Origin of the sequence: Pseudomonas sp. OTU5201 (genome assembly GCF_038440135.1) — a bacterium.
GTDB classification, from domain to species: domain Bacteria; phylum Pseudomonadota; class Gammaproteobacteria; order Pseudomonadales; family Pseudomonadaceae; genus Metapseudomonas; species Metapseudomonas resinovorans.
In genome coordinates this window covers 41,471-66,103 of sequence record NZ_JASATC010000026.1, presented here as the reverse complement: position 1 = coordinate 66,103, position 24,633 = coordinate 41,471, and the positions used below count along the sequence as shown (strand labels likewise).

The window sequence follows — 24,633 nt, the reverse complement described above, 5'->3', positions numbered from 1 at the left end:
CGAGGCGAACCCATCATGGGTGGCATGAAACAAGACGCAATGCCGGTGATCCGGGACATCAAGGACTTCGACGCACGAAGTGGCAACCTGCTGGAACGTATGGTGTTCAACCATCGCGTTCCGTTCGTGGTAGGCATCCTGCTGGTCACGCTGCTGCTGGGCTACATGGCCCTCACACGCCTCGAACTGCGGCCCAGCTTCGAGAAAATGATTCCCCAGGGGCACCCCTACATCCAGAACTTCCTGGACAACCGCAAGGCCTTGCGCGGTCTGGGCAACAGCGTGCGCGTGGTGGTGGAAAACACCCAGGGCGACATCTTCGACCCGGCCTATCTCGACGCACTCAAGCAAGTACACGACGAACTCTTCCTTACCGAGGGCGTAGACCGCGCCTGGATGAAGTCGCTCTGGGCACCCGGCGTACGCTGGACCGAAGTGACCGAAGAGGGCTTCCAGGGTGGACCGGTGATGCCCGATGGCTATGACGGTTCTCCTGCCAGCATCGAACAGTTGCGGCAGAACATCGCCCGCGCCGGTATCGTCGGCAGTCTGGTCGCCAATGACTTCAAATCCACCATGCTGGTGGTGCCGCTGCTGGACCAGGCCACCGCTGGCGGCAAGGGCGTGGACTACCACCAGTTCTCGCGCACCCTGGAAGACAAGTTCCGTCTGCGCTTCGAATACGCCGGCGACACCCAGGCGCAAGCCTCGGGCGAGGAAGGACAGGGCGCGATCAAGATCCGGGTGATCGGCTTCGCCAAGCTGGTGGGCGACCTGATCGATGGTCTGCTGCGGGTCATGGCCTTCTTCGGCCTGGCCGTTGGCACCGCCTTCTTCATCATCCTGGCCTACACCCGCTGCCTGCGTAGCAGCCTGCTGGTGATCGTCTGCTCGCTGCTGGCCGTGGTCTGGCAGCTGGGCATCGTCGCGTGGCTGGGTTATGCCCTGGACCCGTATTCGATCCTCGTCCCCTTCCTGATCTTCGCCATCGGTGTGTCCCACGCAGCCCAGAAGATGAACGGCATCATGCAGGACATCGCCCTGGGCACCCATCGCCTGGTGGCCGCGCGCTATACCTTCCGCCGCCTGTTCCTCGCCGGGGTCACTGCTTTGCTGGCCGATGCGGTGGGCTTCGCCGTGCTGATGCTGATCGACATCCCGGTGATCCAGGACCTGGCCATCACCGCCAGTATCGGCGTGGCGGTGCTGATCCTCACGACGCTACTGATGATGCCCGTGGCGCTGTCCTACGTCGGTGTTGGCAAGAAAGCCGCCGAGCGCGCCCTGCGCATCGATACCAATGCCGCCGCGCATAAGGGCTTCGGCCATGTCTGGGACTTCCTTGACCGTTTCACCGAGAAGCGTTGGGCCCTGACCACGGTCGGCGTGGCTGCTGTCCTGGGCGTAGCGGGCTTCATGGTCAGCTTGAACCTGCAGATCGGCGACCTGGATGCCGGTGCGCCTGAGCTGCGGCCGGATTCACGCTACAACCGCGACAACGCCTACATCACCAGCCACTACGCGCTGTCCAGCGACCTGTTCGCGGTGATGGTGAAAACGCCTGCCGAGGGCTGCCTGAACTACCAGACGCTGATCCAGGCCGACCGCCTGGCCTGGGCGCTGCAACAGCACCCGAACGTACAGGCAACCTCGTCCCTGGCCAACGCGGTGCGCCAGATCACTGCTGGCACCTACGAGGGCAACCCGAAGTTCCTCAGCCTGCAGCGCAACCAGGATGTGCTCAACTACGCCGCCCAGCAGGCGTCGGTGAACACGCCCGAGCTGTTCAATACCGATTGCTCGCTGATGCCGGTGATCGCCTTCCTCAAGGACCACAAGGCCCAGACCCTGGATGAAGTGGTCGCCATCGCCGAGCGCTTCGCCGCCGAGAACAGCAGCGAGGATCGCCAATTCCTGTTGGCGGCGGGCAGCGCCGGAATAGAAGCGGCGACCAACATCGTGGTGCGCGACGCCAACCGCACCATGCTGCTCTACGTCTACCTGGCGGTAACGCTGTTCTGCCTGGTCACTTTCCGAAGCTGGCGCGCGACCCTGGTGGCACTGCTGCCGCTGGTACTTACCTCAGTGCTCTGCGAGGCGTTGATGGTAGTGATGGGCATCGGCGTGAAGGTCGCCACGCTGCCGGTCATCGCCCTCGGCGTCGGCATCGGCGTGGACTACGCGTTGTACCTGCTCAGCGTGCAGCTGCAGTACCAGCGCCAGGGCATGCCTCTGTCGGCCGCCTACAAGCAGGCGGTGTCCTTCACCGGGCGCGTGGTGGCGCTGGTTGGTATCACCCTGGCTGCCGGCGTTGTGTGCTGGGCCTGGTCGCCGATCAAGTTCCAGGCCGACATGGGCATCCTGCTCACCTTCATGTTCCTCTGGAACATGATCGGCGCACTTATCCTGATTCCGGCGCTGTCGTACTTCCTGCTGCGTGAGCGCGGCGAGGCGGAGCAGGCGGTCGGTCTTGCCGGTGTGCCCAAGGCAACGCCTGCTGCCGAAGCGGCGGAGAGCACCCGCATGGAGTCTTCGCCACGACAGCCGGCAAGCGAGAGAAGTTGAACTAATCTGGAACACGGGGGATCGCCACCGGCCGCATTGCGGCAGGTGGCGATGCCGTTTTCGGATTGTTCGATGCGACTGCTCCCGTTGTGATGGTCGCACTCAGGAAAGGACATCATGCTCGACTACTTCGCTCTGGGCGTTCTTATCTTCGTGGGGATTGTGCTGTTCTACGGAATCATCGTTCTCCACGACATTCCCTACGAGATTGCGGTGCACCGCAACCATCCGCACCAGGACGCCATCCACGCCGCTGGCTGGGTCAGCCTGTTCACCTTGCATGCCCTTTGGCCCTTCCTGTGGATCTGGGCCATGTTGTACCGCGAGGACCGGGGATGGGGATTCAGCGCCGGCACGCCCGGATCCGGCCCGGAAGCGGAGCTGGCGGAGCAACTGGCGGAGCTGCGCCAGCGCATCGAGCAACTCGAAGGACGCGAACCGGCCCCGCAGGGCGAGCAGAAGGAGCTCTGAGCCATGGACCTGTTGCTGGTACTCACCTACGCCTCGATCTGCATCGCCATCTTCAAGATCTTCAAGATCCCGCTGAACAAGTGGACCGTACCCACCGCGGTGCTGGGCGGCATCGTGCTGATCGGCGCGCTGATCTTCCTGATGAACTACAACCACCCTTATTCGGAGGTGGCGCGTACCTATTTCGTCTCGGTACCCATCGTGCCGGAGGTGTCCGGCCAGGTGATCGAGGTGCCGGTCACGGGCAACCAGCCACTGGAGAAGGGTGATGTGTTGTTCCGTATCGACCCGACGCCCTTTGAGAACAAGCTGAAGTCGATCAAGGCCCAACTGGTTTCGGCCCGTGCCGATCAGTCCCGAGCCCGTGAGCTGGCCGCGCGCAATGTCGGCAACCGCCGTGATGTGGACCTCACCACCGCGCGGGTGGACGATCTGCAGGCGCAGCTGAACATCGCCCAGTTCGATCTCGACAACACGGTGATACGGGCGCCCAGCAAGGGGTTCGTCACCCATGTTTCCCTGCGCCCGGGCGTGCGTGCAGTGAAGCTGCCGTTGCGCCCGTCCATGGTCTTCATCCCCGACGAAGGCTTCTACTTCATCGCCTGGATGCGCCAGAACAGCCAGCTGCGTCTGAGCGTTGGCGACGAGGCGGAAGTCGCCTTCGACGGCATCCCTGGCCAGGTGTTCTCGGGCAAGGTGAAGCAGGTGATCGGGGTGATTGGCGAAGGCCAGGTGCAACCGTCCGGCACCCTGATCAGTTATACGGGTTCACCCCCTCCGGGGCGGGTGCCGGTGCTTATCGAAATCACCGATCCGGCCTACGCCCAGTACGCTGCGCAGATGCCAGGCGGGGCCTATGGCCAGGCGGCGCTCTACAGCAAGCATTTCCACCATGTGGCGATCATGCGCAAGATCCTCCTGCGCATGGCGGCGTGGATGAACTACATCTTCCCGTTCCACTGATCGGCGGACGGCCAAGCACCTGTTGACGATTCGCGATCGTAAACAGGTGCTAAGGCGGGCTGCCCCCAGGGAGGCCCACCTCATATCCATGCTCGGCCATCCAGTGCCGGGCGATCTCTTCCCGCCGACAGACCCACACCCCCTCATGCCGCCCTACATGGTCGAGGAAACGCGCCAGCGCCATGGCGCGGGCCGGGTGGCCGCTGATCCTGCCGTGCAAGCCAACGCTCATCATCTTTGGCTGCCGCGCGCCCTCCAGCCAGAGACAGTCGAAGGCGTCCTTCAGGAGCTGGAAGAAGTCCTCTCCCGAGGCGAAACCGTGGGGCATCAGGTAGCGGGCATCGTTGTTGACCAGGGTGTAAGGGATCACCAGGTGAGGCGGCGAGCCGGGCAGCCAGTAGGGCAGGTCGTCGTTGTAGGCGTCCGAGCTGTAGAGAAAGCCACCTTCCTCGCGCAGCAACCGGCGGGTGTTGGCGCTGACGCGTCCGGTGTACCAGCCCAGCGGACGGCGGCCGCAGATGCGCTCGATCAGTGAGAGGGTCAGCTGGATGTGGTGCCGCTCGTCGTCTTCGGGAATTTCCCGGTAATCCAGCCAGCGATAGCCGTGCCCGGCAACCTCATGGCCGCAGGCACGCAGGGCGTGGCCGATCTGCGGCACCAGTTCCAGGGCCCGCCCCACGGCAAAGGCGGTCAGCGGCAGACCGCGTTCGGCGAAGAGGTCGAGGATGCGCCAGACACCTGCCCGCGACCCGTACTCGTAAAGGCCTTCCACGCTCAGGTCGCGTTCGCCGATGCGCGCCGATCGTCCCGGCAGTTCGTGCAGGTAGGCTTCGGACTGGGCATCGCCGTTGAGCACGCAGGATTCGGCGCCTTCCTCGACATTCAGCACGAACTGCACGGCCACCCGCGCATCGCCCGGCCAGCGTGGGTGGGGCGGCTTGCCGCCATAACCGAGCAGGTCGCGCTCGACCATCAGCCGAGCTCGAAGGTGGTGACGCCGAAGACGCGGTCCTGGGCGACAACGGGTGCGGGGCCGAGGTACATCCGCGCGCAGCCGAAGACTTCGCTCATGCCGTGGCGCTGTACCAGTGCCATGGCCGCGGGATTGTTCTCCGGAGCATCGAGGAACAGCAGCCCGCCCGCAGCAAAGCCTGCCAACTGCACGTAGAGCGCTTCGGCCGCGCTGGCGTCATCGGCGAACAAGGGGCCGATCTTGCAGCCATCCTGACAGCGCCTGATGACCGCGAAACCCGCCAGATGGTCATTGCGCCGACAGCCAAGTGCCAGCGCGTCGGGCTGGGTGATCCAGCCCTGGAGGAAAGCGCGGCGCGGTGCCGGGAAGCAGGTGCGGTCATAAGCGAGCACCTCGTTGAGGGCGAACTCGGCGAGGGGAACGACCTCTTCGCCAGGAGTCCATTGCGTTGGCTCGGTGATTTCCGTCTGGAAACGCAGGTTGCGGTGGGAGAAGACGAAACCGCCCTTGGCGTAGTAGTCCTGCATGGCGAACACACCGTCCATGCCGATGGCGGCACCCGGACGCAGCCGGGCCAGGAGGCGGTCACGGCGGGCATGCCAGAGGCGGTCGCCAAGGCCATGTCCGCGATACTCCGGACGGATGATGAAAAAGCCCATGAAGCCGAACTCGCCGGCGTAGGACGTGATGGCGCCGCCGCCGATCAGCTCGCCGTCCAGCTCAGCCGCTATATAGGCTTCGGGATCGGTTGCCCAGAACAGCTGGGCATCGTGCAGGCCAGGGTTCCAGCCCTCGCGCGCGGCCCAGCCGACCAATTCGTCCAGCTCGGGGCGGAGCATGTTGCGGATCACCAGCGGGATGGACATCGGGCGCGACTCCTCGGCGTGAAACGAACGCTTTCGGTATAGCGCCAACCGGGGAGGGCGGCCAGGCCGCCCGGCGGGCGTCAGGCGTTGCGCAACCGGTCGTGGGCGTCGAAGCAGCCGCCAGGCGATCTGCGGATACAGCTCAAGACCCCATTGATATCCTTCCGGCTGCCAACTGGCGTCGATTGGTCTGCCGCTCTAAGCTCCATTTTTCTTTCCAGGGACGACTCTCCATGAACACCGCTCTACTGATCATCGATGTCCAGCGCGCCATCAGCGTCGGTGAATACGCCGCCTTCGAGATCGATCGCGTGATCGACACCATCAACGTCCTCAGCGCCAAGGCACGAGCCGCGGGCGTCCCGGTGGTGGTGATCCAGCACGAAGAACCCGGCGACTATTTCCAGTTCGGCAGCGAGGGCTGGCAACTGGCGGAGGACCTTGCCGTGGCGGACAGCGACATCCGCATCCGCAAGACCACCCCCGACTCTTTCCACAAGACCGAGTTGCAGGAAACGCTCCAGCAGTGCGGCATCCAGCGTTTGATCATTTGTGGCCTGCAGACCGACTACTGTGTGGACACCACGGTGCGCCGCGCCCTGGCTTTGGGCTACCAGGTGGTATTGCCGGCGGATGCCCACTCCACCCTGGACAACGCCGCGATCAGTGCGCCGCAGATCATCGCCCACCACAACGCGGTGCTCGGCAGCATGTCGAGTTTCGGCGTGCAGGCGTTGGTGGTTCCCGCCGAGTCGGTGTGTATCGAGGGTTGATGATCTCGCCCCGGCACGGCTAGGGCGTCCAGTCCACCCCGTGCTCTTCAAGGTAGTTGTCCACGGCGGCGCCCACCGTCGGCTGGAAGATGTCGCTGCCGATCCGTGACAGCACTTCCAGCTGCCGGAGCTTGTCTTTCACCGGGTCCTTCATTTCTGCGAACCGAAGTTCGATGCCTGATGCTCGCAGTGCCTGCTCCAGCTCGATGAGGATATCGGCCGAGGTGACATCCACGCTGGTGACCGGCTCCGCCGTCACCACGACTCTGCGCACTGGCGTCGGACTGTTCGCAACGGCTTCCAGCACACAGTTCTGGAACAATTCTGCGTTGGCGAAGAACAGCGGTGCGTCCCAGCGGAACAGCACCAGGCCGGGGACGAGGCGCGCATGGGGGTAACGGGAAATATCGTGATAGCCGCGGATGCCGTCGACTCGGCCGAGCACGGCGAAGTGCGGGCGCCAGCCGTCCCACAGGAACTCGATCACCGCGATGACGACCGCCAGGCCGATGCCGGGCACCGCTCCCAGTACGGCAACGCCAACGAAACAGGTGATGGACAGCCAGAATTCCCATTGCTGGATGCGGTAGATGCGCCGCAGGTCCTTGAACTCGAACAGGCCAATAGCGGCAGCAATCACCACCGCTGCGAGTGCACTGTTGGGCAGGTGCTGCAGCAGGTTGGGAGCAAGCAGCAACAGCAGCGCCACGCCCAGGGCGCCGAAGACTCCGGTCAGTTGGGTCTGCGCACCTGCCGCCTCGGCGACGGGGGTGCGCGAAGAGCTGCTGCTGATGGGGATGCCCTGGAAAAAGCCTGTTGCCAGGTTAGCCACGCCCAGGCCAAGCATTTCCTGGTTCGGGTCTACCCGTGTGCGCGTCCTGGCCGCATAGGTGCGTGACAGCACGCTGGTATCGGCGAAGGAAACCAGGGCCACGGCGAATCCACCGACGAGCACAGTGCCCAGGTCGGCCGCGCCGATGAGGGGCAGGCTGAAGCTCGGCAATCCCTGAGGCAGTGATCCCACCACCTTGACGGCATGGGTCGCGTCCAGGCCGAAAAGGCCCACCACCAGCGTGGCGGCGACTACCGCGATGAGAAGGCCCGGCACGCGCGGATGTCGTTTGAGCAGGAGAATGATGGCCAGGGTGCCGGCGCCCACGGCAAAGGCGTACCAGTTGGCCTTGCCATCGAGCAGGGCCTGGAACAGGTGCAGGGTATCGCGCAGGGGACCGGCGCTTTCGAAGGAGATGCCGAACAGTTTCGGCGTCTGGCTGATCAGTACCGTCAGGGCGATGCCGTTCATGTATCCATAGCGAATGGGTTTGGACAGCAGCTCGGTTATGAAACCGAGGCGCAACAGGCCGGCGCCGATGCAGACCAGCCCGGACACCAGGGCCATGGCGCTGGCGAGGGTTATCGCGCGGAGTGGATCGCCAGCGGAAGCCGGCAGCACAACGGCCAGGATGATGGCAACCAGTGCCGAATCCGGGCCGAGCACCAGGATGCGGCTGGGGCCGAACAGCGCGTAGGCGAGCAGCGGAACGATGGTGGCATACAGGCCATAGATGCCCGGAACGCCCGAGGCTTCCGCATAGGCGATCCCGACGGGTACCAGCATGGCCGTCAGCACGAGGCCGGCGAGCAGGTCTTTGGGCAACCAAGCCGCCTGGTAATGGCGCAGTGTCTGCACGCCCGGCAGCCAGCGTTGCCATCCAGACGGCGCCGGCGCTCGTGGCGCCTGCCCCGAGTCGGCAGGCTTGCTTGACGGTGGTTCGTTCATGGGCGGTACCTGTGCCCTACCAGTAAGGATCAGGCGACTGGTGTGTGTGGAGTGAAGCTTAGTAGGGGTACACGCAGGGCGCGGGCGACTTGCCGGCATCGACGGCTGTTTGCGGCAGATTCAGCCTTGCACTGCGCATTCATTGGCTAGGCTTTGTGCTAATTGGCCTGCTGTTGGCGGGCTCTAGCCGCCTCGGGCTGACCGTGCGGGGTGTCTCCATGTCTGCGTCGGGTGGCGCCCATATGGCAAATAGCAACGGACTGATCATTTGCGAGTACTGCGATGCGGTGTACCGGAAGGCCGCGTTGAGCAAGCACCAACGCGCCTTGTGCGTGCGCTGCGGCGGGTTGATTCAGCGGCACGGGGGACTTTCGGTGCAGCAGCGCCTGGCGCTGAGTATCACGGCGGCGATCCTGCTGGTGTTCGCCAACGTCTACCCGGTCATGAGCATCAGCCTGCAAGGGCTCAGCAATTCGGCGACGCTCTGGGACTCGGTGCTGATCCTCAGTAACGGCCCCATCACCTTTATCGCACTGGTCGCCGCGCTGGCGATCATCTTCGCTCCGGTGCTGCAGGTCGGTCTGTTGATCTGGGTGTTCGGCTTCGCCGTCGCGGCCCAGCGTGCGCCGGGGTTTTCCGTCTGCATGCGCAGCCTGGAGGCACTGCGACCCTGGAGCATGCTGGAGGTCTGCCTGCTGGGCGCCATGGTGGCGGTCATCAAGCTGGCGGGGCTGCTGGATGTGATTCCGGGAATCGGCCTGGTGGCGCTTGCTGCACTGAGTGTCTTGATCATCTACATCGCTGGCCGCGACGTCCGCGACCTCTGGGAGTGCCTGTGAATCCGCCACTGGCAAGCGAGATGAACCTCTGCCTGTGCCACGGTTGCGGACTGGCGTGCGACATGGGCAGCCATCGGCACCACTGCAGCCGCTGCGGCGCGCCCTTGCATGCACGCAAGACCGACTCCATCACACGCACCTGGGCCTATCTGCTGGCTGCCCTGGTGTTCTACATACCCGCTAACCTGCTGCCGGTGATGAACACCCGCATGTTCGGCAGTGGCCTCGACAGCACCATCGTTGGCGGCGTCCTGGAATTCTGGGAAAGCGGCGCCTGGGACATCGCACTGATTATCTTCATTGCCAGCATCGGCGTGCCGGCCATTAAGTTCGGGGCCTTGCTGCTCTTGCTGGTCACTGCGCAGAGGCACAGTGACTGGGCGCGGCGCCAGCGCGCGCAGCTCTATCGCTTCGTCGAGTTGATCGGCTACTGGTCGATGCTCGATGTGCTGGTCGTGGCTCTTGTTGCAGCGCTGGTACAGATGCAGGAGCTGGGCACCATCGAACCGCGCCCCGGCATCCTCTTTTTCGGCGTGGTGGTGGTGTTCACCATGCTCTCGGCCATGAGTTTCGATCCACGCCTGATCTGGGACGGCGAACCATCCACGGGGGATGCAACCAATGCAGCAGCACACTGAAGGCGGTTCAGCGCCTGGGCAGGCGGAGATCCGGACACGGCGCTGGAACGTGTCGCTGGTCTGGATAGTGCCCATTGTCGCGCTGCTGGTGGGCGCGTCGCTGGTGGTGCGCAGCTGGATGGAACAAGGCCCGACCATCACCATCAGTTTCAAGACCGGTGAAGGCCTGGCCGCGCACAAGACGCTGGTGAAGTACCGCAACGTGGTGATCGGCGAGGTCACCGCCGTCGAACTGGCCGCGGACAAGAAGAGCGTCAACACTACCGTGGAACTGTTCCGTGAGGCGGAGTCGTTCGCCAGTGAGGACTCGGTGTTCTGGGTGGTGCGCCCGCGCATCGGTGCCGGCGGCGTCACCGGGGCTGACACCTTGCTGTCGGGCAACTTCATCGGTGCTGACGCCGGGCAATCGACAAAGCGTGCAAAGCGCTTCACCGGGCTCGAATCACCCCCGGCAATCACCTACGGCGAGAAGGGCAAGATCTTCACCCTGCACGCCAAAGACCTCGGCTCACTGGATATCGGCTCGCCGATCTACTACCGCAAGATTCCGGTGGGCGAGGTGGTCTCCTACGCATTGGATGCCAAGGGTACAGGCGTCGACATCGGCATATTCATTGCGGCCCCCAGCGACGCGTTCGTTACCGCCAACACGCGCTTCTGGAATGCCAGTGGCATTGATGTGGCCCTGGATTCCAAGGGCGTGAAGGTCAATACCGAGTCACTGTCGTCGATATTGATTGGTGGCCTGGCGTTTCGCACGCCCGAACATATCGTCGACGACGAGCCAGCGGCGGAGAAAAGCGATTTCGAGCTGTTCGACGATGAAGAAACCGCCCTGGCGCCACCCGATGGCATTGCGCGCCGCCTGCGACTTCGATTCGACCAGGCGCTGCGTGGCCTGGCCGTTGATGCGCCCGTGGAGTTCATGGGGGTGAATTTTGGCAAGGTCACCGCCGTTCGCCTGGACTTCGACCCCGTGAAGCGGACCTTCCCGGTGATCGTCGATGCGATCATCTACCCCCAGCGCATAGGCCCCGCCCACAACAAGATGCTGGAAGCCCTCAACCATTCACCCGACGATGAAAAGGCCAGCGGCCTGTTGCTCGCCAGCTTTATCGAGCATGGCCTGCGTGCTCAGGCGCGCAGTGGCAACCTGCTGACCGGCCAGCTGTACATCTCGCTGGACTTCTATCCGAATGCGGAAAAGGCCGCCTTCGATCCGAACCAGACGCCGTTCATGATTCCCACAGTGCCTGGCAGTCTCGAGAAGGTTCAGGAGCAGCTGCAGCAGATGGTCAACCGGATCAACGCGCTGCCGTTGGAGCGTATCGCCAACAACCTCGATGGCAACCTGAGCGAACTGAACCGCAGCCTGAAGCAGTTCAACACCCGGACCCTGCCAGGCGTCCAGGGCACCCTGGACGAGATTCGCAAGACGGTGCAAGCGGCCAATTCGGCATTGGCGGAGGACTCTCCACAGCGCGAGCAGATGACCGATACCCTTGAGCAGCTGGAGCGGATGTCCCGCTCGCTGCGGGACCTGTCGGACTATCTGGGCAGGCATCCCGAATCGCTGATCCGCGGCCGTCCGGCAGCCACCGATGCACAGAACCTGCAGCCATGAACGCCGCGAACAAGGAGTCGAGTCGAATGACGATATTGCACAAAGCACTTCTGGCCGGGTTGCTGGTGATGCTGGGCGCTTGCAGCAGCGCGCCGATCCGCTACCACACGCTTGTTCCCAAGCAATCAGCGAGTGGCGTCGCCATGGACATTCGCGTCGACCAGGTGACGGTGCCGCCGCAGGTCGATCGTTCGCAGATCGTCGTGCGCCAGGGTGATACCGGCCTGGCGATCCTGGAGACCGAATGGTGGGGCGCCAGCCTTGCCGATGAGCTGAAGAATGCCCTGGTCGACCAGCTCGGCTCGACGCCCGCGGCTTCGGCGCAGGCGTCCCTGCGGGTGGATGTGCAGCGCTTCGATACCGTGCCCGGTCAGTTTTCGCTACTGGATGCCAGATGGCGCCTTAAACCGGCGGGGGCGGGTGCCACCACGGCCTGCCGGACCACATTGCAAACCCCTGCTGGCAACTCAGTGGACCAACTGGTAGCGGCGCATCAGGTCAACCTGCGAAAGCTCGCGGAAATCATCGGCCAGGCCAGTCGAGGGCTGCTGAGGGCGTGCCCGACGGCTTCAGTCAACTGACCGGAGAGGAAGGCCAGGCCGCCCAAAGGGTGTCAGGCGTCGCGCAACAGGTCGTGGGCGTCGAGCAGCCGCCAGGCGATTTCCGGGTGCAGTTCAAGGCCGCGGCGGATGGCCGCCGGAATGGACTGCCGGGTCTTGCGGCAAAGACCGGGCAACTCGTCGATCCGGATATCGATGCCACGCATGCTGCGTACTTCGTTGTATCCAGGCGCGATATGCAGGCGCACCCCAAGCTGCTCGAACAGGCGTCGCTGCAGGTGCTCCAGATCCGCCAGGCTCTGGATCTTCTCCAGCCGCTCCAGCAGGCGTTTCTCCTCTTGCCGGGTGAGCAGCAGGATGCGTACGTCGGCGCCGGGATTCTCCAGCAACTCCTCACGCCCGCAATTGCAGGCGCCGGGCGGGCAGGGCTGGCGGGTAGGGAGTGAGGACGTCATGGCTTCCGATCATAGTCAGCCGAGTGCCCGGACGCCAACGGCGCCTGGGGCCGAAGGCGATGAACTCGCGAATACCGAGGCTGTCCTTGACCAGCGGGAAGTCGCGCTCGGCCTCATCGCAACGAAGCCGAAGGCGAGCTGCCCCGGATGCGCGCTCGAGCGGCCGAAGCCCAGCCGGTCGTATGCCACTACGGTCCTGCCGGTGATGCTCGCCAGTTTGGCGGGAAATTCACGCCACAGCTCCACGCAGCCGAGCGAATCATGGAAGAGCACGATGGGCGCGTCGTCAAAGGATGGGCTGAGAGGGTCGGGGCTCCAGATGCGCGCGAAGAGCCTACCGTGGAGACGGCTGATCCAGAGGTCCTGAGTGTGGTGGCTCGTGCTTGGCACGGCTGACTCCAGGGCAAGGGGACGCCCCACAGCCTGCCAGAAAATCGCGTGCCCGGCAGCCGGAAAGGATCGGTGGGCACGTACCTGTTCGTGATTGAAGTCTCTTGCCTATGGCCCCTATATGGGGGCATCGCAGATGCAGCAAGCCAGATCGTAGCCCGGATGAAACCCGGGAGCGGCGATTGGACTTTCCACGGATTTCATCCGGGCTACTGAAGATCCGACTTCATCCTGTACATCAGGCAGTTCGATCGTCACAGGCAGAGCCGATGAGTCAAGACCACGCTCCAAGGACGTGGGTTTCCCAAGCTCAAACGAAAAAGCCCCGCAACATGTGCAGGGCTTTTTCTTAAAGCGGCGTTACAGCGGGCGAACCTGCTCGGCCTGAGGCCCTTTTGGGCCATCGGTGACGAGGAAGGAGACGCGCTGCCCCTCGTCCAGGCTCTTGTAGCCAGAGCTTTCAATTTGACGGAAGTGTACGAACACGTCCGGACCGGATTCGGGGCTGATGAAGCCAAAGCCCTTTTCGGCGTTGAACCACTTGACGGTTCCGTTTTGGCGGGTCGACATGATGATGAATCTCCAAGGTGCAGGAATACGGGGTCGGCAATAGCGTGACCGTGACTGAATGCGAAGTGAAGGGTGCCGAGGAGATGGAGAATCGTAAGGACAAAACATCAAGACGGTGCCGCAAGACTGGGCAGGCAGTGTTGTGAGAATACAGGGTTTGTTGGCATTGAATAGCTTTTTCTGAGGCGGGCTCGATTGAGAGCAATCTGGAGGGCCGGTCAATTGCTACGGCGCGGCAAGGGGGATGCCTGTATAGTCCCAAGTGAGTCGCTCGCAATGACGGCTCATCACTCAAAGGTGACTCCGATGTCCGATACACCGACAAGCCGAACGAGATCGCAGCTGGACGAGCAGACACAAGCATTCCTGTCAAAGGGCGGCGAGATCAAGGAAATACCCACCGGAGCGACCGGGTGGAACGCCGACCGCAAGAAGACGCAGTGGACCAAGGGGCAGACGAAAAAGCCTGAAGAGTAGCCCGCAGCAAGCCGCCCGCAATGACCAAGCCCGCAGAAGCGGGCTTTTTGTTGGAGTGATCGTTCTGCTACCGGTACTCGTGAAAGGAGAAACTCGCACAACTACGAACGCGATCATGCTCCGTCCGCGTACCACTGTGCTGGGGGCAGCGCTTCACGACTCGTGCCGCTCATACCACTTCATCATCGGCAACACCGATACACCATGCACCACGATGGACACGGCAACGGTCATCAAGGTCAGTGCAATCAGTTGCTCGGCCAGGGGCGTGCTCACGCCCTGGCGTATGGCGAACATCAGATAGAAGATCGAACCGATTCCACGAATCCCGAACCAGCAGATCATTGCTCGTTGCTGCATCGGCATGGATTCGCCCAGAGTCCCAGCCGCAACCGCCAGTGATCGCAGCACAATGAACAGCAGTGCAATGAACCACCACAGGGCGGGCCACGTCACCACTGAGGGCAACAGTGCGCCGACGAGCAGTACCATTGCCAGCTCAGCCAGCTTTTCCAGTTGTTCGTTGAAGCCCAGCACTGCGTTTGCCATAGTCGCGCTTGCGTGGTGTGAGTGGGTAGCCAGCTCTCTATAGGCGTGGCCTTTCACGCCGGACTCCGGGCTGAGAGACGCTGTGCCTGGCTGCGGTTGTTCCCTCACGCGTTGCAACGCGAGGCCGGCCGCGAATACGGCGAGGAACGCGGATGCCAGGCACAGCTGTGCCACTCCATAAGCCATGGCCATGAGACCGAGAGAAAGGAACTCATCCAGACCCACGGCGAGGTGGTGGCGCGTACGCAAGCGGACCACCAGTCGACCGATCAAGGCTCCCATCACCGCGCCGATGAGCAAGCCGCCAGCAGTTGCCCAGAGCAGATCGACCAGCCACCAGCGCCAACCACCGGCGCCGAGATCGTGCAAACCGAGCAGCCCGAGGCCAAGCATGACGAAGGGAAACGCTGTGCCATCGTTCAAGCCGCCTTCGCCGGATAGGCTGAATCGCAGGCGATCCGGATGCTTCTCGCTTTCGGTTTGTACTCCAGAGGCCAGCACGGGGTCAGTTGGTGCCAGGATACCTCCCAGTAGCACGGCGGCTCCCACCGACAGTCCCAGCCCCCAGACGCCGATGGCGGTTATGAGGCCAACGGTAACGGTCATCGATGTGAGCGCCAGGCGCAGTGGCAGCATCCAGCGCCGGTCGTACAAGGGAACAGCTCCCATCTTCAACCCCACATTGAACAGCGAGATGAGCACTGCAACCTCAGCGGCCCGCTCCAGCCCATCGGCATGACGGATCGGGTCGAACGTGATCACCCCCAATCCACCCGGTCCGAGCGAGTAGCCGACACAGAGGTAGACCATGGCACTGCTGAGCAGTAACCGGGAAAGCAGGGTTCCGGCCATCACCATGATGATCAAGAGAAACCCCAGTAGCAGTGACCAGAGGGGAATGGACATGACCGTCAGGAGCCTTGGGAAGAGCGTTGCACCAGCATCCTCCGACAGTGGGGGCGCCACAGGAGCTCGCCCTGTTGCTTTCCCCATGTGTACCTGTGCGACCGAAAATGACCAGTGGCTCAGTGAGAAAGTGAACGTGGGCGTCTACATTCAAGCAGACATAGGGTCGCGGGGGTAATTGTCTCGCACCCTTTCGGGCCTGCCTGCCAAACGGGGCGCAGGAGCGTTTTTTTGACGTGAAGAACACGCCATGTACGAGTCGCACACGCAGTCACCACTGCCCAGGGCCGGGTTTCTCCGGCGGCTGCTGGTGCATCTCATCGGTGCCTGTGCCTTGTTAATGATTTCGCTCTGGATTGGCATGCTCGGCTACACGGTATTCGAGCACCTGTCATGGGTTGATGCCTTTTTGAACTCGGCCATGCTCCTCGGCGGCATGGGACCGGTGAATCCGCCACAAAGCGTGGCAGGCAAGATATTCGCTGGGGTATATGCCTTGTATGCAGGACTCGTGTTCATCGTCACCGCTGCCCTGGTACTCACCCCCATCGTCCATCGCTTGATGCACCACTTCCACTGGCAGGAGGACGATTGATTCTGTGCGGAGCTGCGCCCATAAGGCTTCCGTGTGGCAGGGTATGACGGCGCTGCGGCGGGACGCCGCGCTTGGGGATTCGGTGGCGGGATTTGGTGGAGGGATTGTGGGCACACCCAGGATTCCTTGCAGGAACATTCCAGCAGCAAGCGCCAGGCTCAGCCAACTGAAGCCGCGCGCGAGCTCGCCAAGACGCAAACTGCGGGAAGTTCCGTTACCTCTACTCCCAGCCGGTCCTGCCATAGAAACGGCTGATCTCCATCTGCCAGCGCTGCTCAGCCATGTCAGGCCAGTGGCCCTTATCGAATCCTGGCGCATCCTTCAGCCGATCCCTGTCAACGTCGAGCGAGAAACGCTTGTGCTCGGTGTCGAGCGTCAAGGCTCGCCAAGGCACGGCAAACAGCTTTTCGCTCAGGCTGAAGAAGGGTTTGTAGGCTAGCACCGCATAGATGATCCGGCCGCTGCGCATATCCAGCATGATCTCCTTGATTTCCCCGAGGTCATCGCCCACGAGGTTATAGACATCGTTGCCGATGAGCGTGTCCGCTCCCATCAGTTCAGGTCCAGGTCCTGTTCGAGTGGACGGTCCGATTTCATGTTCTTCGTTACTGGCGCTCTTTTCCTGATAGCTCATGGTTACCTCCACGTGCAGATAAGTAAGTGGGTCCCCTTTCCCTGGAGTGCCTGCGTACGGGGGAACGAAGGCAGCTCCAGTGTCCGGGGTCAATCATGAAACCGGGTCAATGGCCCTTCTTGATGTCTTCCTTGATATCACCCACTCCTTCCTGGAGATCACCTGCGGCATCCTGTGCCTTACCTTCGATCTCCAGCCGTTGGTTACCGAAGAGCTTGCCAGTGGCTTCCTTGATCTGGCCCTTCACTTGATTGACCTTGCCTTTGAATTGATCTTTGTTCATGACTTCGCTCCGCGGGCATCGAACCTTGTGATGCCCTGTGCATGTCCGACTACCGCAGTATTGCGGCGACCTGAGGAGTGAATTTGCCGGCACTCATTGGGCGTGTCTGTGCGTTAGCGCACCCAGGTTGCTGGAGCAGGTAGGCACCCATGGCTCAGGCCAGCTTCTGCCAGACCTCAACATTGGCCAATTGCTCCTGGCTGGCGTGTTTCTGCTCACCATGGATAGGGCTTAGCTCGTAGACATCGCTTGCCAGATAGACCACTGCGTAGCGGATGCCCGTAAGTTTGTGCAGGTAGCACAGCGCCGTTTGGCACTGCGTATCGATGCGCGGGAACACGGTTGAGTCGTACGTGCCATTCATGGTTTCTGCCCTTTGCAGTCGGTGCGGCGCTGTCTTTGCTCGATTCTGTGCCGTCCATGCATCGCGGTATGTACGTCATCGCACCCTTGATGCAGGCGGCGTCCCATCTTCAGAGTCCACTAAGAGCGATAGCGCACCGACGCGGGCGAGGGCCAATGGCCACCTTTGGCATTCGAGGCCTCGCCTCAGGGCGGGGTAGCAGAGGTGGAGGCGGAGATGGGCTGGTCAGTCATCCAGGCGTGCGTTGAGCGTGCAGTCGGCTCGCGTGGCGAGCCAGCCTGCTCCGACCGTGAAGTTCCATCTCTGCACCGGCAATTGCACAGGCTGCGCCTTACTTCAGTGATCGTCCTGCCGTTGACCTTGATGAACGATGGTTTGGTGGAGGGTATTGCCTCGACCAGCAGGGCCGAGGCAATGCCAGTGATACAGGCCGGGGCGACGCTGATGCGCAGTGCTTACGTGCAGTTCGACGAGCGCGTGGCGAACGGAGCGTCCTCAGGTCCGGGCAAGGGCGATCCAGGAAACTTCGAGAGCAGCAAGGCCAGCGATCCGACGCGCAATCTCGCGGAGTACTCGGTGATCTTTGTCCCGCGCATTTCCTTCTGAGGCGACTCTGTTCGTTCTCGTGCACATATGGCCCGTGCGGGCGGTCAACCTGATTGTCGGCTGATTGCTGCGCACACGCCGTGCGCCAACGATGCCGGGTGCCCATCGGTTTGCGCGTGAATGGAGGTAAGCGCGGTAGCGCACCGACGCGTGTGCTGTGCACTGCCACAGTACAGCCCCATCACCGACCTCAGAGGTCATCATGAGCAAGCACAGCAAACCCATCCCGGGTAGTGGCGCCGCCACCAACCCAGCCAAAAACCCAGCCCAACCCAACAAATCCCCTGCGGCCATCAAACCCGAACGTAGCGCAGACGCCAGGGGCCAGCCTCGGGAAGACGCCACACGCTCGCAGCCCAAGGATGCCGAAAAAGCACCTGCCAAGGCCCCTGTGAAAGACCCTCTGCGCGCAGCCAAGGGCGATGACGATGTCATGAGCCAGGAGCCCAGAAAAACATGAGCCTGCCAAGCAAAGACGAACTCAAGGGCAAATGGAACCAGCATGTCGGCGCTGCCAAGATCGCGTGGGGCAAGCTGACCGAAGATGAGTTGCTGAAGTCCGAAGGCCAGGAACAGCGCCTGTCCGGCCTGGTGCAGGAGCGCTACGCCATCAGTCGTGATGAGGCACAAGAGCAGGTGAAGTGTTTCCTGGATAAACACCGGTTCTGAGCCAAACAAGATCCCCTGGCGCACCGCTTTGCGGCGCGTCAGGCGGCCCAAACCAGCAGCCCGGCCGCGAGCGGGTTCCCGGTTCGGCCCAATCACTTACCCGAATGGTGAATCCAGATGCACACACAACCCCACAAACTACTGCTCGCCGCCAGCATCGCGCTGGCGCTAGGGACCATGGGCGGCATCGCTACGGCAGAGTCACAGAGCTTCACCGATGCCCGTCAGGAATCCCAGATATGGACGACGTTCGCCTTGAACCCTCATCTGCGGGCCGCTGACCTCAAGGTGTCGGTCATGAACGGCAAGGCCACCTTGACCGGTAATGTCCCGGAAGAGGTCGGTCGGGAGCTTGCCAAGGACATCGCGATGGGTGTCAGCGGCATCGATTCCGTGGACAACCAGATCGTGGTCAAGCCCGACTACGTTCCCCCGAAACCGGGTCCGGAGCGGAGCTATGGAACCATGGTCGATGACGCCACGACCACTGCAGCGGTCAAGTCGAAGCTCCTGTGGAGTAAACAGGCCGATGGCATGACCACTCACGTGGATACCCGCGCGGGCAAGGTGACACTGACCGGCAACGCTGACAACCAGGCGGACAAGGATCTTGCTGGTCGCCTGGCCATGAACACCGATGGTGTAGTGTCGGTGGACAACCAACTGGTGGTCGACGCTTCGAAACCCGCTGCGGCCGCGAGCACCAAGAGCAGCACGAAGGAGGCTGGAGGGGAGGTGGCCGATAGCTGGATCACCACCAAGGTGAAATCCACCTTGATGTATTCCAGCAACGTCAACGGTTCCGATATCTCGGTGAGTACCAATAGCGGCATCGTGACGCTGAGCGGTCTGGTCGATAGTGGTGCCGAGCGTGACCTTGCGATCGAACTCGCACAGAACGTGCGAGGTGTGAAGAGCGTCCGCTCAACGGACCTTCGTTACTGATGCAACGGACTGCCCCGAAGAGTCGCCATGCAGTCCTGGGAGGCAGGGTTGGTGGCAACTCCTGCCATCACACTCGTCTTTGGGCGGAGGCGGCAGGCCTTGCCAGTTGCAAAGCCATGCCCCTCAGGCCCTTGGAGCACGTCAATGAGCATTTCCCGCACCTTCGTTCTAGCCGTCATGCTTTCACTGCTCTCGGTCTTCTCGATGAGCCTCATGACCCAGGTAGAGGCAGCGACCGCCGAAGATCTGGATAACGATTCCCGGCAAGCCCTGCAGATACTCTACAAATCCCATCCGTTGGCGCAGACCCTGTCGGAAAGCGCCAAGGCCATACTGGTATTCCCCAACGTCGTCAAAGCTGGCCTCGTGTTTGGTGGTAGCTATGGCGAAGGCGAGTTATTGAGGGGCTCGAAGGTTGACGGTTACTACAACTCTGTCAGCGGCTCCTGGGGGCTACAGGCCGGCGCGCAGTCTTATGGCTATGCCGTGTTCCTGATGACCGAGAGCGCTGTCAACTACTTGCGCGAGTCCAAGGGCTGGGAAATCGGAGTTGGGCCGACCGTCGTCCTGGTGGACGAAGGGGTCGCGAAAAACCTGTCGAGTTCGACGATGAAGGACGATGCCTATGCGTTCGTTTTCGATCAGCAAGGCCTCATGGCCGGCGTCAGCATCGAAGGCACCAAGATTTCCAGCATTCGGCGCTGAATCGAAGCAACTCGTCGGACATGGGATGGGAGGGGCCGCGACGGCTGCCGATTAGGTGTGCGAGCTGCACACGTCGAGATCGGCGGCAAGCCGCTGCCCCAGAACGCTGTCAGCGTGGCAGAGCACCGACGCCGTCTCCATGCGCTGGCACTGTGAAGGTCTCGGCTCCGCGAAGATGCGCGGCAGCCATGTGGGCATTCAGAGGTAATCATGAACAAGCACAGTCGACCCAACACCACCAGCGGCACCGCAAAGGCCAAGGACCCTGCCCAGAACGCGGGTCCGAACATCAACTCACCGACCTTCACTCAGTCCGAACGCATGCCTGACCCCGATGCCGCTACCCGGGAAACCGCCAAGCGAGGCGCACCCAAGGAGAAGGTGGAGGTGCCCGCCAAGGTCACCGCGCGATATTCGCCAGGGGCTGCCAAGGCGGTTCGCGGCACCCTGCGGCAGGCGCCAGGAGCGTCATGAGCCAGGCCTCGCGGCAGCGGTCTGCCGGTACGTTTGGCCCAGGCGCGCTAGCCGCCAGAGCCTGACCCGCGGCGACACCGTGATCCTGTCTGTTCGCAAGGGGGGCGCATGAATCTGCAGGTCGTGTGGCATTGCGCGCGTATCCCAATCGCGCTGTGTTTGGCACTGTGGCTGGTGCCGCTGAGTTCGTGCAGCGCCCTGCCGACCCTGGTGCCTGATATGGCACACGCACCGGCAGCGCCCGTGCCAGTTGACGGAATACGTGGCCCGCAGTCGGCAGCACGCAGCAAAGCCGTTCTTGATCGGCTCAAGTCCACCGGTGTGGAAACAAACATCTTCGACCTCCATCTGGCGGTCGAGGAATCCATAGTCGGCAGCCCGTTGACCGAAGGCAACAAGGTCGACCTGCTGCAGGATGGTCCGACTACCTACCAGGCAATGATTGAAGCCATCGGCGCAGCGCGAGACCACATCAACATGGAGACCTACATCCTCGACGACGACGAGGTCGGACAGCGCTTCGCTGAAGCCTTGATAGCCAGACAGCGCGAAGGCGTACAGGTCAACCTGATCCGAGACAGTGTCGGAACGCTTGGAACACCGCCAGCGTTCTTCGACCGCCTTGCTGATGCAGGGGTCAAGATCCTGGAGTACAACCCGGTCAATCCGATGACCGCCAAGGCGGGTTGGGACGTGAATGAGCGCGACCACCGCAAACTGCTGATCGTCGACGGACAAGTCGCATTCCTTGGCGGTATCAACATCAGCAGCGTTTACTCAGGCGGTTCTTTCAGCTTGCGATCCAAGGTTCGGCCCGGTGGCGAACTGCCCTGGCGTGACACCGATTTGCGGGTCGAGGGGCCGGTGGTCGCCGAGTTGCAGAAGCTGTTCATCGACACCTGGGCCAAGCAGAAGGGCGCCCCCCTGACACCCCGCCACTACTTTCCTCCATCAGAACGCAAGGGCAGTGAGGTTGTGCGCGCGATCGGCAGTTCGCCGGACGAGCCCTACAGTCTGATCTATCTGACGCTTATCTCGGCGCTTGGCAGTGCGCAAACGGAAATCTGGTTGACCAACGCCTATTTCGTGCCCGATCCGCAATTGCTGGCGGCACTCAAGGATGCTGTAGCCCGGGGTGTCGACGTGAGACTTGTGCTGCCCAGCAGCACCGATTCGTGGCTGGTATTCCATGCCGGTCGTGCCTACTACAACGAGCTGTTGCAGGCCGGTGTCAGACTTTACGAGCGCGGCGAGGCCTTGTTGCACGTGAAGACCGCAGTGATCGACGGCGTGTGGTCCACCGTCGGTTCCACCAACCTCGATTGGCGTAGCTTCCTGCATAACCAGGAGGTCAATGTCGTGGTGCTCGGCACCGGATTCGGCGAAAGGATGCGGGTGGCCTTCCAGGCCGACCTGGTGAAGTCCAAGGAGATCACCCAGGAGGAATGGGGCAAGCGTCCGCTCAGCGTGAGGGTCAAGGAACGCCTTGCACGCCTTTGGGAGTATTGGTTGTGAAACGCATGCCATGCACTGGCTCGGCGCTGTTCTGGGTGGCTGTGCTCTTCACGCTGCTAGGCGCATCCCCGGTGGCGCTGGCAGAGGATCCCGCGCAGCTGCTGAGGGCTCGCCACCTGGCCCTGGTCGACGAGTTGGCGAGCAATCCCTTCAGCCGTCCGCTGTACCTGGAGTCGCGCGAGACCAAAGACACCCTTGAAGGCGAGATTTACGCGCTGGTTGAGCAACCCTTCGCGGTGGTCGACCCTTCGTTGCAGGGCATCGGACACTGGTGTGACATCCTTATCCTGCACGTGAATGTAAAGGGCTGTCGTAACGCCTCCCCGCAGGGCGACAGTGCGCTGAGCCTCAGCGTTGGGCGCAAGTTCGAACAGCCGCTGGCCGATGCCTACCAGTTCGAGTTCCGCTACCAGGTCGTTGCGTCCACCCCCGACTATGTTCACGTGCAGCTGACTGCGCCAGTGGGGCCGATGGATACCCGCGACTATCGAATTGCGCTGGAGGTGGTCGGGATTGATGCCCAGCGCAGCTTCCTGCACCTGTCCTACTCATACGCTTTCGGTCTGGCGGCGCGGATGGCCATGCAGGGCTATCTGGCAACGACAGGGCGTGACAAGGTTGGCTTCAGCATCATCGGTCGCAACGCCCAGGGCCAACCGGTCTACGTGGGCAGCACCTTGGGCGTGGTGGAGCGCAACACCATGCGCTACTACCTGGCGATCGAGGCCTACCTCGGCGCGTTGTCGGCACCTGCGCCAGATCGGCTGGAGCAACGCCTCAAAGCCTGGCACGTTGCGGTGGAGCGCTATCCGCTTCAACTACATGATCTGGAGCTCGGCGAGTACCTGGACATGAAGCGTAAGGAAATCCGGCGCCAGCAAGCGGTTGTGGTGCAGTGAATCTGGCCGGATAACCGGCATGCTGATGCGGGGCGGGCCCTGAAAGTCGGGCCTTCGTGCGCCACCGAACAGATGCCGTTCGGCAAAAGCGCTCACTCTAGCCTCAGGCACACTGGAGTGAGAGCCTCATCATGATTCGAGGCCCTTTTCCAACAAGATGAGGAGAGTAACCATGGGTCTGGGAATCGTTCTACTGATCGTGCTGGTCCTGTTGATGGTCGGAGTCGCGCCAGCCTGGCCGCATAGCCGGAATTGGGGATATGCGCCTAGCGGTGGGCTGGGCCTGCTGCTGCTCATCGTTGTCGTTCTGCTGCTGTTGGGACAGATCTGACACTTTAGAGTCCGAGCATCCGCTGCCACGGCTGAAGCTATCAGCCCTTGCGCGTGGCGCCCGATGGCTCTGGCGATGCTCCAGGAAACAGGAGCCAAAAGAGGAGATCGAACATGACAACCATGAACAGATTCGGACCAGTCCTCGGCATGGTCTGTCTACTGGCGCTCGCTGCATGCTCCGGGCTGGGCGCCTTCAATGGTAGCCCTGACTCCGGTAGCACCACCCAAGGCGGACCGGGCTACTCCGGTTACGGCGTAGTGCAGTCGATCAATCCTGTAGGGCAGGACTACCAGGGCGTGGCTGGCACGGGCTACGGACTGGGGACGATCATGGGGGCATTGGTTGGCGGTGTGGCGGGAAACCAGGTGGGTTCAGGGACGGGCAAGACCGTTGCTACCGTGGCTGGAACAGCAGGGGGCGCCTATATCGGGCACCAAATTGAAACGCGGAATCAGAAAACCACCGGATACGCCATATCGGTTCGTATGGAAAATGGCTCGAATCAGACCCTGACGCAGTCTACGAACGGCGGTTTGAGCGTGGGTGACCGAGTGCGAATCGACAACGGCAACATTCGACGCTACTAGCCGGGATTGGAGTCGATACCGGGCAGGCGAAGCCACCCGAAGGCGCTTCGCACTGCGCGGCGGGGAGTGAGTGCCGAGGAGACGGGACATGAAATGCGTGAACTGCTCTGGCGAGGCCCAACAGATTGATCTTCAACTCAACGGGGCTGAGATCAGGTGTCCCAATTGCGGAACCTTCGGCGTTACGGCGAGTGTTCTCAGACAGAGACCTGGCCGGTCCTTTAATGTCGAGAAAACCCGGATATTTCTCCACAACGAACTCGAGATCAATCCCGGACGGCTCCCGGTGATCAACAGCGAGAACGTGATCTGGGCGCCGGCTATCTAGTGCAGGCGTGCGCACTACATTCCAATCAAGCGCCCTTCAGCGCATGGGCGTGCACTTCGACGGTCAGTCTCTCGATACGCTCTGTAAGAGCTTTGGCCAACTCGGTGAGCTGAGTGTTCTGCTCGAGCAACGCTAACAGCTGGGAACTGGCCTGCGCTGCAATGGCTTGTTTCCGTTCATTGGCAACAGCAAGCGCTTCTCTATGCTCTGCATCCGCTTCAGCATGCGTTTTGTCGCGCGCGGCTGCCTTGTCGGTCATCCGGTCAAAGGCCGCAGCGAGCGAGTTCGCGGTGAAT

At 62.2% G+C, this 24,633-nt stretch carries 29 protein-coding genes and 1 pseudogene; 20 read left to right on the top strand and 10 right to left on the bottom strand.

Annotated elements, in window-relative coordinates:
* The first annotated feature begins 15 nt into the window (after positions 1–15).
* From AAHM40_RS17100 to AAHM40_RS17090, 3 genes are all read left to right on the top strand, one after another.
* Complete coding sequence (locus AAHM40_RS17100; RefSeq protein ID WP_342245711.1) at positions 16–2,565, top strand: efflux RND transporter permease subunit; 2,550 nt, start codon at positions 16–18, stop codon at positions 2,563–2,565.
* A gap of 117 nt (positions 2,566–2,682) precedes the next feature.
* Positions 2,683–3,036, top strand: coding sequence for a DUF3302 domain-containing protein (locus AAHM40_RS17095; protein ID WP_342245710.1), 354 nt, complete (start codon positions 2,683–2,685; stop codon positions 3,034–3,036).
* A gap of 3 nt (positions 3,037–3,039) precedes the next feature.
* Positions 3,040–3,999 carry an HlyD family secretion protein gene (locus AAHM40_RS17090; RefSeq protein WP_342245709.1) on the top strand — a complete coding sequence of 320 codons (960 nt, stop codon included), beginning with the start codon at positions 3,040–3,042 and terminating at the stop codon, positions 3,997–3,999.
* Between the two features lie 49 nt (positions 4,000–4,048).
* On the opposite strand, the gene puuE is transcribed toward AAHM40_RS17090, so the two are convergent.
* Positions 4,049–4,972, bottom strand: a complete 924-nt coding sequence (gene puuE, locus AAHM40_RS17085; protein ID WP_342245708.1) for an allantoinase PuuE — start codon at positions 4,970–4,972, stop codon at positions 4,049–4,051.
* Positions 4,972–5,838, bottom strand: a complete 867-nt coding sequence (locus AAHM40_RS17080; protein WP_342245707.1) for a GNAT family N-acetyltransferase — start codon at positions 5,836–5,838, stop codon at positions 4,972–4,974. The genes puuE and AAHM40_RS17080 overlap by 1 nt, the downstream gene beginning before the upstream one ends.
* A gap of 233 nt (positions 5,839–6,071) precedes the next feature.
* On the opposite strand from AAHM40_RS17080, the gene AAHM40_RS17075 reads away from it, so the two are divergent.
* Entirely contained in the window at positions 6,072–6,611 is a 540-nt protein-coding gene (locus tag AAHM40_RS17075) for a cysteine hydrolase family protein (protein WP_342245706.1), read from the top strand.
* A 19-nt stretch (positions 6,612–6,630) separates the two neighbouring features.
* Here the strand turns inward: AAHM40_RS17075 and AAHM40_RS17070 are convergent, their stop codons facing one another.
* Positions 6,631–8,391, bottom strand: coding sequence for a SulP family inorganic anion transporter (locus tag AAHM40_RS17070; protein ID WP_342245705.1), 1,761 nt, complete (start codon positions 8,389–8,391; stop codon positions 6,631–6,633).
* Positions 8,392–8,633: 242 nt separating this feature from the next.
* Between AAHM40_RS17070 and AAHM40_RS17065 the strand changes: the two genes are divergently transcribed.
* From AAHM40_RS17065 to AAHM40_RS17050, 4 genes are read left to right on the top strand one after another with little or no spacing between them, the layout of a single operon-like run.
* On the top strand, positions 8,634–9,230 hold the full coding sequence (locus AAHM40_RS17065; protein WP_342245704.1) for a paraquat-inducible protein A: 597 nt from the start codon (positions 8,634–8,636) through the stop codon (positions 9,228–9,230).
* Between the two features lie 20 nt (positions 9,231–9,250).
* Entirely contained in the window at positions 9,251–9,868 is a 618-nt protein-coding gene (locus AAHM40_RS17060) for a paraquat-inducible protein A (protein ID WP_446731585.1), read from the top strand.
* The gene (locus AAHM40_RS17055; protein ID WP_342245702.1) at positions 9,852–11,492 is read left to right on the top strand and encodes a PqiB family protein; all 1,641 of its coding nucleotides are present in this window, start codon (positions 9,852–9,854) and stop codon (positions 11,490–11,492) included. The genes AAHM40_RS17060 and AAHM40_RS17055 overlap by 17 nt, the downstream gene beginning before the upstream one ends.
* A 26-nt stretch (positions 11,493–11,518) precedes the next feature.
* Positions 11,519–12,073, top strand: a complete 555-nt coding sequence (locus tag AAHM40_RS17050) for a PqiC family protein (RefSeq protein WP_342245731.1) — start codon at positions 11,519–11,521, stop codon at positions 12,071–12,073.
* 32 nt (positions 12,074–12,105) lie between these two features.
* On the opposite strand, the gene AAHM40_RS17045 is transcribed toward AAHM40_RS17050, so the two are convergent.
* Positions 12,106–12,507, bottom strand: a complete 402-nt coding sequence (locus AAHM40_RS17045) for a hypothetical protein (protein WP_342245701.1) — start codon at positions 12,505–12,507, stop codon at positions 12,106–12,108.
* A gap of 750 nt (positions 12,508–13,257) precedes the next feature.
* A complete protein-coding gene (locus AAHM40_RS17040) occupies positions 13,258–13,467 on the bottom strand; it encodes a cold-shock protein (RefSeq protein WP_028629355.1) in 210 nt (69 codons plus the stop codon).
* A 306-nt stretch (positions 13,468–13,773) separates the two neighbouring features.
* On the opposite strand from AAHM40_RS17040, the gene AAHM40_RS17035 reads away from it, so the two are divergent.
* On the top strand, positions 13,774–13,944 hold the full coding sequence (locus AAHM40_RS17035; RefSeq protein WP_342245700.1) for a hypothetical protein: 171 nt from the start codon (positions 13,774–13,776) through the stop codon (positions 13,942–13,944).
* Positions 13,945–14,097: 153 nt separating this feature from the next.
* Here the strand turns inward: AAHM40_RS17035 and AAHM40_RS17030 are convergent, their stop codons facing one another.
* Positions 14,098–15,399: a cation:proton antiporter gene (locus tag AAHM40_RS17030; protein ID WP_342245699.1), complete on the bottom strand. Its 1,302-nt coding sequence runs from the start codon at positions 15,397–15,399 to the stop codon at positions 14,098–14,100.
* 250 nt (positions 15,400–15,649) lie between these two features.
* Here AAHM40_RS17030 and AAHM40_RS17025 point away from each other — a divergent pair, with 250 nt between their 5' ends.
* Positions 15,650–15,994, top strand: coding sequence for a hypothetical protein (locus AAHM40_RS17025; RefSeq protein ID WP_342245698.1), 345 nt, complete (start codon positions 15,650–15,652; stop codon positions 15,992–15,994).
* Between the two features lie 220 nt (positions 15,995–16,214).
* Here AAHM40_RS17025 and AAHM40_RS17020 read toward each other — a convergent pair whose 3' ends face one another.
* The 3 genes from AAHM40_RS17020 to AAHM40_RS17010 form a co-directional block, all read right to left on the bottom strand.
* Positions 16,215–16,628, bottom strand: a complete 414-nt coding sequence (locus tag AAHM40_RS17020) for a PRC-barrel domain-containing protein (RefSeq protein ID WP_342245697.1) — start codon at positions 16,626–16,628, stop codon at positions 16,215–16,217.
* A 106-nt stretch (positions 16,629–16,734) separates the two neighbouring features.
* Complete coding sequence (locus AAHM40_RS17015) at positions 16,735–16,911, bottom strand: CsbD family protein (protein WP_342245696.1); 177 nt, start codon at positions 16,909–16,911, stop codon at positions 16,735–16,737.
* A 154-nt stretch (positions 16,912–17,065) separates the two neighbouring features.
* Positions 17,066–17,275, bottom strand: coding sequence for a hypothetical protein (locus tag AAHM40_RS17010; protein ID WP_342245695.1), 210 nt, complete (start codon positions 17,273–17,275; stop codon positions 17,066–17,068).
* Positions 17,276–17,491: 216 nt separating this feature from the next.
* On the opposite strand from AAHM40_RS17010, the gene AAHM40_RS17005 reads away from it, so the two are divergent.
* The 10 genes from AAHM40_RS17005 (at position 17,492) to AAHM40_RS16960 (ending at position 24,009) form a co-directional block, all read left to right on the top strand.
* Positions 17,492–17,881: a hypothetical protein gene (locus AAHM40_RS17005; RefSeq protein ID WP_342245694.1), complete on the top strand. Its 390-nt coding sequence runs from the start codon at positions 17,492–17,494 to the stop codon at positions 17,879–17,881.
* Positions 17,882–18,083: 202 nt separating this feature from the next.
* Positions 18,084–18,341, top strand: coding sequence for a hypothetical protein (locus AAHM40_RS17000; RefSeq protein ID WP_342245693.1), 258 nt, complete (start codon positions 18,084–18,086; stop codon positions 18,339–18,341).
* A complete protein-coding gene (locus AAHM40_RS16995) occupies positions 18,338–18,550 on the top strand; it encodes a CsbD family protein (protein ID WP_342245692.1) in 213 nt (70 codons plus the stop codon). Before AAHM40_RS17000 ends, AAHM40_RS16995 begins: the two co-directional genes overlap by 4 nt.
* A gap of 117 nt (positions 18,551–18,667) precedes the next feature.
* Positions 18,668–19,495 (top strand): BON domain-containing protein, encoded by an 828-nt coding sequence (locus tag AAHM40_RS16990; protein WP_342245691.1) that lies wholly within the window; start codon positions 18,668–18,670, stop codon positions 19,493–19,495.
* A 177-nt stretch (positions 19,496–19,672) separates the two neighbouring features.
* Positions 19,673–20,200, top strand: a complete 528-nt coding sequence (locus AAHM40_RS16985; protein ID WP_446731584.1) for a lipid-binding SYLF domain-containing protein — start codon at positions 19,673–19,675, stop codon at positions 20,198–20,200.
* Positions 20,201–20,410: 210 nt separating this feature from the next.
* Positions 20,411–20,674 carry a hypothetical protein gene (locus AAHM40_RS16980; RefSeq protein ID WP_342245689.1) on the top strand — a complete coding sequence of 88 codons (264 nt, stop codon included), beginning with the start codon at positions 20,411–20,413 and terminating at the stop codon, positions 20,672–20,674.
* 108 nt (positions 20,675–20,782) lie between these two features.
* A complete protein-coding gene (gene cls / locus AAHM40_RS16975; protein WP_342245688.1) occupies positions 20,783–22,189 on the top strand; it encodes a cardiolipin synthase in 1,407 nt (468 codons plus the stop codon).
* A gap of 5 nt (positions 22,190–22,194) precedes the next feature.
* On the top strand, positions 22,195–23,088 hold the full coding sequence (locus AAHM40_RS16970; protein ID WP_342245730.1) for a hypothetical protein: 894 nt from the start codon (positions 22,195–22,197) through the stop codon (positions 23,086–23,088).
* 172 nt (positions 23,089–23,260) lie between these two features.
* A complete protein-coding gene (locus AAHM40_RS16965; RefSeq protein ID WP_342245687.1) occupies positions 23,261–23,419 on the top strand; it encodes a DUF3309 family protein in 159 nt (52 codons plus the stop codon).
* Positions 23,420–23,532: 113 nt separating this feature from the next.
* Positions 23,533–24,009: a glycine zipper 2TM domain-containing protein gene (locus tag AAHM40_RS16960; protein WP_342245686.1), complete on the top strand. Its 477-nt coding sequence runs from the start codon at positions 23,533–23,535 to the stop codon at positions 24,007–24,009.
* Between the two features lie 353 nt (positions 24,010–24,362).
* Here AAHM40_RS16960 and AAHM40_RS16955 read toward each other — a convergent pair.
* Positions 24,363–24,587, bottom strand: a pseudogene (locus AAHM40_RS16955) (DUF1003 domain-containing protein); the annotation flags it as partial.
* Positions 24,588–24,633: the final 46 nt, after the last annotated feature.

What these genes read in the sequence shown, in the direction of transcription:
- AAHM40_RS16980 (WP_342245689.1), top strand. Translation starts at nt 20,411, where the DNA reads ATGAACAAGCACAGTCGACCCAACACCACCAGCGGCACCGCAAAGGCC.
- AAHM40_RS17055 (WP_342245702.1), top strand. Translation starts at nt 9,852, where the DNA reads ATGCAGCAGCACACTGAAGGCGGTTCAGCGCCTGGGCAGGCGGAGATC.
- AAHM40_RS17010 (WP_342245695.1), bottom strand. Translation starts at nt 17,275, where the DNA reads ATGAATGGCACGTACGACTCAACCGTGTTCCCGCGCATCGATACGCAG.
- AAHM40_RS17090 (WP_342245709.1), top strand. Translation starts at nt 3,040, where the DNA reads ATGGACCTGTTGCTGGTACTCACCTACGCCTCGATCTGCATCGCCATC.
- AAHM40_RS17050 (WP_342245731.1), top strand. Translation starts at nt 11,519, where the DNA reads ATGACGATATTGCACAAAGCACTTCTGGCCGGGTTGCTGGTGATGCTG.
- AAHM40_RS17075 (WP_342245706.1), top strand. Translation starts at nt 6,072, where the DNA reads ATGAACACCGCTCTACTGATCATCGATGTCCAGCGCGCCATCAGCGTC.
- AAHM40_RS17030 (WP_342245699.1), bottom strand. Translation starts at nt 15,399, where the DNA reads ATGTCCATTCCCCTCTGGTCACTGCTACTGGGGTTTCTCTTGATCATC.
- AAHM40_RS16965 (WP_342245687.1), top strand. Translation starts at nt 23,261, where the DNA reads ATGGGTCTGGGAATCGTTCTACTGATCGTGCTGGTCCTGTTGATGGTC.
- AAHM40_RS17040 (WP_028629355.1), bottom strand. Translation starts at nt 13,467, where the DNA reads ATGTCGACCCGCCAAAACGGAACCGTCAAGTGGTTCAACGCCGAAAAG.
- AAHM40_RS17015 (WP_342245696.1), bottom strand. Translation starts at nt 16,911, where the DNA reads ATGAACAAAGATCAATTCAAAGGCAAGGTCAATCAAGTGAAGGGCCAG.
- cls (WP_342245688.1), top strand. Translation starts at nt 20,783, where the DNA reads ATGAATCTGCAGGTCGTGTGGCATTGCGCGCGTATCCCAATCGCGCTG.
- AAHM40_RS16960 (WP_342245686.1), top strand. Translation starts at nt 23,533, where the DNA reads ATGACAACCATGAACAGATTCGGACCAGTCCTCGGCATGGTCTGTCTA.
- AAHM40_RS16990 (WP_342245691.1), top strand. Translation starts at nt 18,668, where the DNA reads ATGCACACACAACCCCACAAACTACTGCTCGCCGCCAGCATCGCGCTG.
- AAHM40_RS17035 (WP_342245700.1), top strand. Translation starts at nt 13,774, where the DNA reads ATGTCCGATACACCGACAAGCCGAACGAGATCGCAGCTGGACGAGCAG.
- AAHM40_RS16995 (WP_342245692.1), top strand. Translation starts at nt 18,338, where the DNA reads ATGAGCCTGCCAAGCAAAGACGAACTCAAGGGCAAATGGAACCAGCAT.
- AAHM40_RS17045 (WP_342245701.1), bottom strand. Translation starts at nt 12,507, where the DNA reads ATGACGTCCTCACTCCCTACCCGCCAGCCCTGCCCGCCCGGCGCCTGC.
- AAHM40_RS17025 (WP_342245698.1), top strand. Translation starts at nt 15,650, where the DNA reads ATGTACGAGTCGCACACGCAGTCACCACTGCCCAGGGCCGGGTTTCTC.
- AAHM40_RS17070 (WP_342245705.1), bottom strand. Translation starts at nt 8,391, where the DNA reads ATGAACGAACCACCGTCAAGCAAGCCTGCCGACTCGGGGCAGGCGCCA.
- AAHM40_RS17100 (WP_342245711.1), top strand. Translation starts at nt 16, where the DNA reads ATGGGTGGCATGAAACAAGACGCAATGCCGGTGATCCGGGACATCAAG.
- AAHM40_RS17060 (WP_446731585.1), top strand. Translation starts at nt 9,251, where the DNA reads ATGAACCTCTGCCTGTGCCACGGTTGCGGACTGGCGTGCGACATGGGC.
- AAHM40_RS16985 (WP_446731584.1), top strand. Translation starts at nt 19,673, where the DNA reads ATGCTTTCACTGCTCTCGGTCTTCTCGATGAGCCTCATGACCCAGGTA.
- AAHM40_RS17000 (WP_342245693.1), top strand. Translation starts at nt 18,084, where the DNA reads ATGAGCAAGCACAGCAAACCCATCCCGGGTAGTGGCGCCGCCACCAAC.
- AAHM40_RS17020 (WP_342245697.1), bottom strand. Translation starts at nt 16,628, where the DNA reads ATGAGCTATCAGGAAAAGAGCGCCAGTAACGAAGAACATGAAATCGGA.
- AAHM40_RS17095 (WP_342245710.1), top strand. Translation starts at nt 2,683, where the DNA reads ATGCTCGACTACTTCGCTCTGGGCGTTCTTATCTTCGTGGGGATTGTG.
- puuE (WP_342245708.1), bottom strand. Translation starts at nt 4,972, where the DNA reads ATGGTCGAGCGCGACCTGCTCGGTTATGGCGGCAAGCCGCCCCACCCA.
- AAHM40_RS17080 (WP_342245707.1), bottom strand. Translation starts at nt 5,838, where the DNA reads ATGTCCATCCCGCTGGTGATCCGCAACATGCTCCGCCCCGAGCTGGAC.
- AAHM40_RS16970 (WP_342245730.1), top strand. Translation starts at nt 22,195, where the DNA reads ATGCCATGCACTGGCTCGGCGCTGTTCTGGGTGGCTGTGCTCTTCACG.
- AAHM40_RS17065 (WP_342245704.1), top strand. Translation starts at nt 8,634, where the DNA reads ATGGCAAATAGCAACGGACTGATCATTTGCGAGTACTGCGATGCGGTG.
- AAHM40_RS17005 (WP_342245694.1), top strand. Translation starts at nt 17,492, where the DNA reads ATGGGCTGGTCAGTCATCCAGGCGTGCGTTGAGCGTGCAGTCGGCTCG.